6 protein-coding genes are annotated in these 4,792 nt (G+C 71.7%); 5 read left to right on the top strand and 1 reads right to left on the bottom strand.

What is annotated here, in order from left to right; all coding sequences use genetic code 11:
- Window positions 1–141: 141 nt before the first annotated feature.
- Window positions 142–483: an STAS domain-containing protein gene (locus TR48_RS44095; RefSeq protein ID WP_161789991.1), complete on the bottom strand. Its 342-nt coding sequence runs from the start codon at window positions 481–483 to the stop codon at window positions 142–144.
- A 164-nt stretch (window positions 484–647) separates the two neighbouring features.
- Here TR48_RS44095 and TR48_RS38065 point away from each other — a divergent pair, with 164 nt between their 5' ends.
- The 5 genes from TR48_RS38065 to TR48_RS38045 all read left to right on the top strand — a co-directional run bounded on the left by TR48_RS38065 (window position 648) and on the right by TR48_RS38045 (window position 4,601).
- On the top strand, window positions 648–1,430 hold the full coding sequence (locus TR48_RS38065; protein WP_042375469.1) for an MEDS domain-containing protein: 783 nt from the start codon (window positions 648–650) through the stop codon (window positions 1,428–1,430).
- Entirely contained in the window at window positions 1,427–2,383 is a 957-nt protein-coding gene (locus TR48_RS38060) for a sensor histidine kinase (protein ID WP_042375467.1), read from the top strand. The genes TR48_RS38065 and TR48_RS38060 overlap by 4 nt, the downstream gene beginning before the upstream one ends.
- Window positions 2,384–2,550: 167 nt before the next feature.
- Window positions 2,551–2,907, top strand: a complete 357-nt coding sequence (locus TR48_RS38055; RefSeq protein WP_236652523.1) for a PRC-barrel domain containing protein — start codon at window positions 2,551–2,553, stop codon at window positions 2,905–2,907.
- A gap of 242 nt (window positions 2,908–3,149) precedes the next feature.
- Window positions 3,150–3,893 carry a SigB/SigF/SigG family RNA polymerase sigma factor gene (locus TR48_RS38050; RefSeq protein ID WP_236652522.1) on the top strand — a complete coding sequence of 248 codons (744 nt, stop codon included), beginning with the start codon at window positions 3,150–3,152 and terminating at the stop codon, window positions 3,891–3,893.
- A gap of 279 nt (window positions 3,894–4,172) precedes the next feature.
- Window positions 4,173–4,601, top strand: a complete 429-nt coding sequence (locus TR48_RS38045) for an ATP-binding protein (RefSeq protein WP_042375471.1) — start codon at window positions 4,173–4,175, stop codon at window positions 4,599–4,601.
- Window positions 4,602–4,792: the final 191 nt, after the last annotated feature.

Raw genomic sequence — 4,792 nt, 5'->3', positions numbered from 1 at the left:
TCCGGGTGACGATTCGCCCACTCCCTGGGGCGCCCCTCCGCACGTGCGGAGGGGCGTCCTGGACTTCCCGAGGACCTCGGACGCCCCTCCGCACGTGCGGAGGGGCGTCCTGGACTTCCCGAGGACCTCGGACGGGTCAGCTCAGGGCAGCACGGTGATCATCTGGTCGACGCCGGTGCGGGAGATCAGGTCCCGGACCTGCGCGGAGAGGCCGCGCAGCCGCAGGGCGGCGCCGAGCGCCCGCAGTCGGCGCTCCAGCTGGATGAGCGCGGACAGACCGGAGGAGTCCAGCAGCGTCAGGCCGGACAGGTCCAGTACCATGCCGTGGCCGTTGAGCTGCTGGGACATCGAACTCTGGAAGGCCCGGTGGGTGTCGTAGTCCAGGACGCCGGTGACGTGCACCACCGTCTCCCGGTCCGGCCGCGTCTCGGGGCGGACGTACAGACCCTCGTCGATGGCCAGGGAATCCCGCGCGTGCCTCACCGTGTCCTCCTCCGTCGTACCGGCAGCACCGTGCTGCTTCACCTGCCCTGAACTGGTGCCTCGTACGCGGATCGTTCCGTGCCTTCGGTCAGGCCTACCAGTGTGCCAGCGGCGGGGTGGGCCGTGCGCGACACTAAGGTGGTACCCGGGGTGAGGGAGGAGCGGTGAGAGCGGCGCGCACGCTGGCGGCACTCGACGAGGTCGGCACTGGCGACCACGTGTGCCAGATGCTGGGGCCGGCCGACGACGTCGCGGACCGCAGCCGGGCCTTCGTCGCAGACGGAGCCCTGTTCGGCGACAAGGTCGTGGTCGTGGGAACGGCCCCGCGGGCGATGGGAGAGTTCGTCCAGCGGGTGCTCGACCCCGCGCGGCTGGACGGCTCCCTGCTCACCGCCGTCCGTCGCGAGGCGGAGAACGCGGGCCGGGAGGGGTTCCGTTCGCTCAGGGTCCTGCACCACGTGACGCCCGGCGACCGGGCGCAGCGCGACGAGCGGCTGCTGCGCAGCGAGCTCGATCTGGAGGAGTTCGCCGCAGACAGCGGAGCGTTGGTGGTCTGCGTCTACGGCGGCGCCGGCTGGGACGCTCCTACACTGGAGAAGGTCAGGTGCGTGCATCCGCACCATCTGGGCGCCAGCCCGACATCGCCGGCGTTCCAGGTGTACCGGACGGGAAGGGACGGCTGGACGGTGAACGGGGTCGTCGACAGCGACGGAGCCCCGGCCTTCGGCGCCATCATGCGGACGCTGCTCGCACAGCTGGCGACGGTACGGCTGCTCTGCCACGGGCTTGAGTTCTTCGACGCCGCGGGAATGAGCGCGCTGGCCGACGCGGCACAGAGCCTCCCGGACCGCAAGGTCGTCTGCGAGGGCACCAACGAGACCGTCCGCATGGTGTGGGAGCTGTCCGGCTTCGCCGTGCCCGCGGTTCCGGTGGTGATGGCGCCGTGACCGCCCCCGTCCAGCCCGTGTCCGCCGACCGCCCCGCCGGGTACCGGCACGAGCTGTACCCCTACTCCGGCCGCGAGGAGTTCCTGGAGGGCGCCGTCGAGTTCCTCCGGGAGGCGCTCGACGGAGGGGAGGCCGTCGTCGTCGCGGTCCCCGAGGAGAAGGCCTCCCTGCTGCGCGAGGAGGTTCCCGAAGAGGCCACCGTGCGCTATGTGGACACCACCGCCGTCGCCCACCGTCCCGGGCGGCTCATCGGAGCATGGCAGGAGTGGATCACCGCCCACGCCGCCCACGGACGCCCCGTGCGCGGGATCGGCGAGTCGCCGTGGGACCAGGCCCGGAGCCGCGCCGAGATCGAAGAGCTGCGCCACCACGAGTGGCTGCTCAACAAGGCCTTCGCCACGGGCCCGGCCTGGTGGCTGCTGTGCCCGTACGACCTCACCGGCGAGAGCGCCACTCTGGAGCCGATGGCCCGCTGCCACCCGCAGATTCGCACCGGTGGGCGGACCACCGAGAGCACCAGCTACGACCCCGAGGCCCCGTTCGCCTTCTCTCCGCTGGGCGACCCCTGGGACCCGTTCGACGAGTTCGCCTACACGCACGGCGACCTCGCCGCGCTCCGGGAGAAGATCGCGGCCCGTGCCCAGGAGCACGGGCTGACCGGTCGGCGGCTGCGGGAGCTGCATCTGGCCGCTACCGAGGTGGCCGCCAACAGCATCCGGCACGGCGGCGGGCAGGGCGTGTTCCGCACCTGGCGTGAGGATCACCGGCTGGTGTGCGAGTTCCGGGACGTCGGCCACATCGACGATCCCCTGGCCGGCCGCTCCAGGCCCACCAGCAGCCAGCCCGGCGGACGCGGCCTGTGGCTCGTCCACCAGCTGTGCGACCTCGTCGAGATCCGATCCACGCCGGAGCAGGGGACCGTCATCCGCCTCCACACCGAGCTGCGGGACTGAGAGCGAAGGGCGCTCGCGGAGGCCGACGCCGGCCTCGTCCTCAGCGCGCGCGTTCGGGGGGTCTCTCCAACGGGAGCGTGTGCGGACCGCGACGGCGGGGCACGCGCGATCTGCGCGGCGGTACGAACCGTCCGCCTACGGTGTATCGGGTCGAGGAGGAGCGGATCGTGGAGACGACGGGCATCTGGGCGTACCGGCAGGACAGCGGGTACCAGCCGGGCATGGACCTCTCCGGCTTCGCGGTCGAGGCCACCGACGGCCGCGTCGGGAAGGTCGACAAGCACAACGACGAGGTCGAGGCCGGTCGGATCGTCGTCGACACCGGCATGTGGATCTTCGGCAAGCAGGTGCTGCTGCCGGTGGGCGTGATCTCCTCCATCGACGCCGCCCAGCGCGTGGCCTACGTCGCCCGGAGCAGGGACGAGATCAAGAACGCTCCCGAGTACGACCGCGACCGGCATGAGGACGACCCGGAGTACCTCCAGCAGCTCGGCGCCTACTACCTGATGCTGCCCTGGCACTGACCGACCCCCGAGGACCGGGGCGCCGAGCGCCCACGCCGCCCCGGGAGGGATGCGGAATCCGCGTGCATGCAACGCGGACCCCGGGGTAGACGCGGCTTTGTCGTCTGCGGTTTGGATCTTGGAGGGGAAGCACCGTGACTGTCGAAACCGTTGAGCGGAACCGCCTCGCAACGTGCCAGCCCGCGGAGCCCGCGGCGCAGCCAACGCTGCCGGGTGATCTCTCGACCCTGAGCCTCGGCGAGGTGCGGGAGCTGACGGATGTTCTGTTCGTGCGCCTGCGCGGGCTGGAGGAGGGCACGAAGGAGTACTCCTACGTGCGCAACACGCTGGTCGAGCTGAACATGGGCCTGGTGCGTCACGCGGCGTCCCGGTTCGCGCACCGCAGCGAGTCCATGGACGACATCGTCCAGGTCGGCGTGGTGGGCCTGATCAAGGCCATCAACCGTTTCGAGCCCGAGCGGGGACTTGAGTTCGTCACGTACGCGCTGCCGACGGTCAGCGGCGAGATCAAGCGTCATTTCCGTGACACCAGCTGGTCTGTGCACGTGCCGCGTCGGCTGCAGGAGCTGCGCATCGAACTCGCGCGCGCCAGTGAGGCTCTGCACGGGGAGCTCGGACGTGAGCCCACCACCCTCGAGCTCTCCGCCCGGATGGGCGTCCCGACCGAGGACGTCGTACAGGCGCAGATCGCGGCCAACGCCTACACCGCCGGCACCCTGGAGACCCCGGGGAACGACGAGGACGACCACGCCCTGCACGACCGTCTCGGGGAGGTGGAGCCCGCACTGGAGACGATCGAGAACATCCTGTCCCTGAAGCACACCGTGGCTGCCCTGTCCGAACGCGAGCGCGTCATCCTGCACCTGCGGTTCGTCGAGGAGCTGACCCAGGCGCAGATCGGGCAGCGCATCGGGGTCTCCCAGATGCAGGTCTCGCGCCTGCTGGCCAACATCCTGGCGACACTGCGTGAGGCACTCGTCGCCTGAGCCGTCGGCCCGGGCCCGGGGAGGCCCGGGGGCTCCGCCTGACCTTTTCGATACCTGGCCAACCCTTGGAGGCGTGCGGCCGTGCTCACGTTGCGCATGAATGACACCCCGGTGCCCTGGCAGGACGCCAGACATCCCCGCACGGCGCCTCAACCCGGGTTTCCCGAGCACGGCCGCCTCCCCGAGACCCTCGACGACGGCGACGGCGACGGCGGCCGATGCGGTGGGCGACCCGGCTCGGGCCGGGTGTCTCCGCGCCCCGAGCGGGCGGTGGCCGACATGGGCGCTCCGCAGACCGTCGCCCTCGCGCTGCCCGCACGTCAGGTGCGCCGACTGTCGCTGCGGGAGACAAGCAGCCCGGTCCGACAGGCGCGCCACTTCGCCCGGCGGGCGCTCGCGGACTGGCGGTGGCAGCCGGACGACGCGCCGTCGGGCGATGCCGTCGAGGACGTGCTGCTCGTGGTGTCCGAGCTGGTGGCCAACGCGGCCGCCCACGCCGGAGGCGCCACCGAGATCGCAATCGTGATCGACGCTGACTCGTTGTCGGTCTCCGTCGCCGACACCGACGCCAGCCCCGCGGTCCCCTCCCCGTCGGAGCCGTCCCGCCCGGGCGGCCACGGCCTGCACATCGTCCAGGCCCTCGCGACCACCTGGGGCTCCACCCCCGGCCCCCACGGCAAGACGGTGTGGGCCCATTTCGCGCGGTGAACCGACGCACCGGCGCTTGCTACGGGAGGAGCGTGGCCCGGGTCACGCGCCGGCCGTCAACGACACGTTCACCGCTCTCACGTGCGTCGACTGGCGGTGGAGTGTCTGACTCGGATCGGCGCGGGTCGGCATCCGCGACGGGGTGACCGGGACGCCCAGGGCCACGTCAGGCCGAACTGATCGCCGCCGGC

It is taken from the genome of Streptacidiphilus neutrinimicus, from assembly GCF_000787815.1.
In the GTDB taxonomy this organism is placed as follows: Bacteria; Actinomycetota; Actinomycetes; order Streptomycetales; family Streptomycetaceae; genus Streptacidiphilus; species Streptacidiphilus neutrinimicus.
This window is presented reverse-complemented; position numbering and strand designations above follow the sequence as displayed.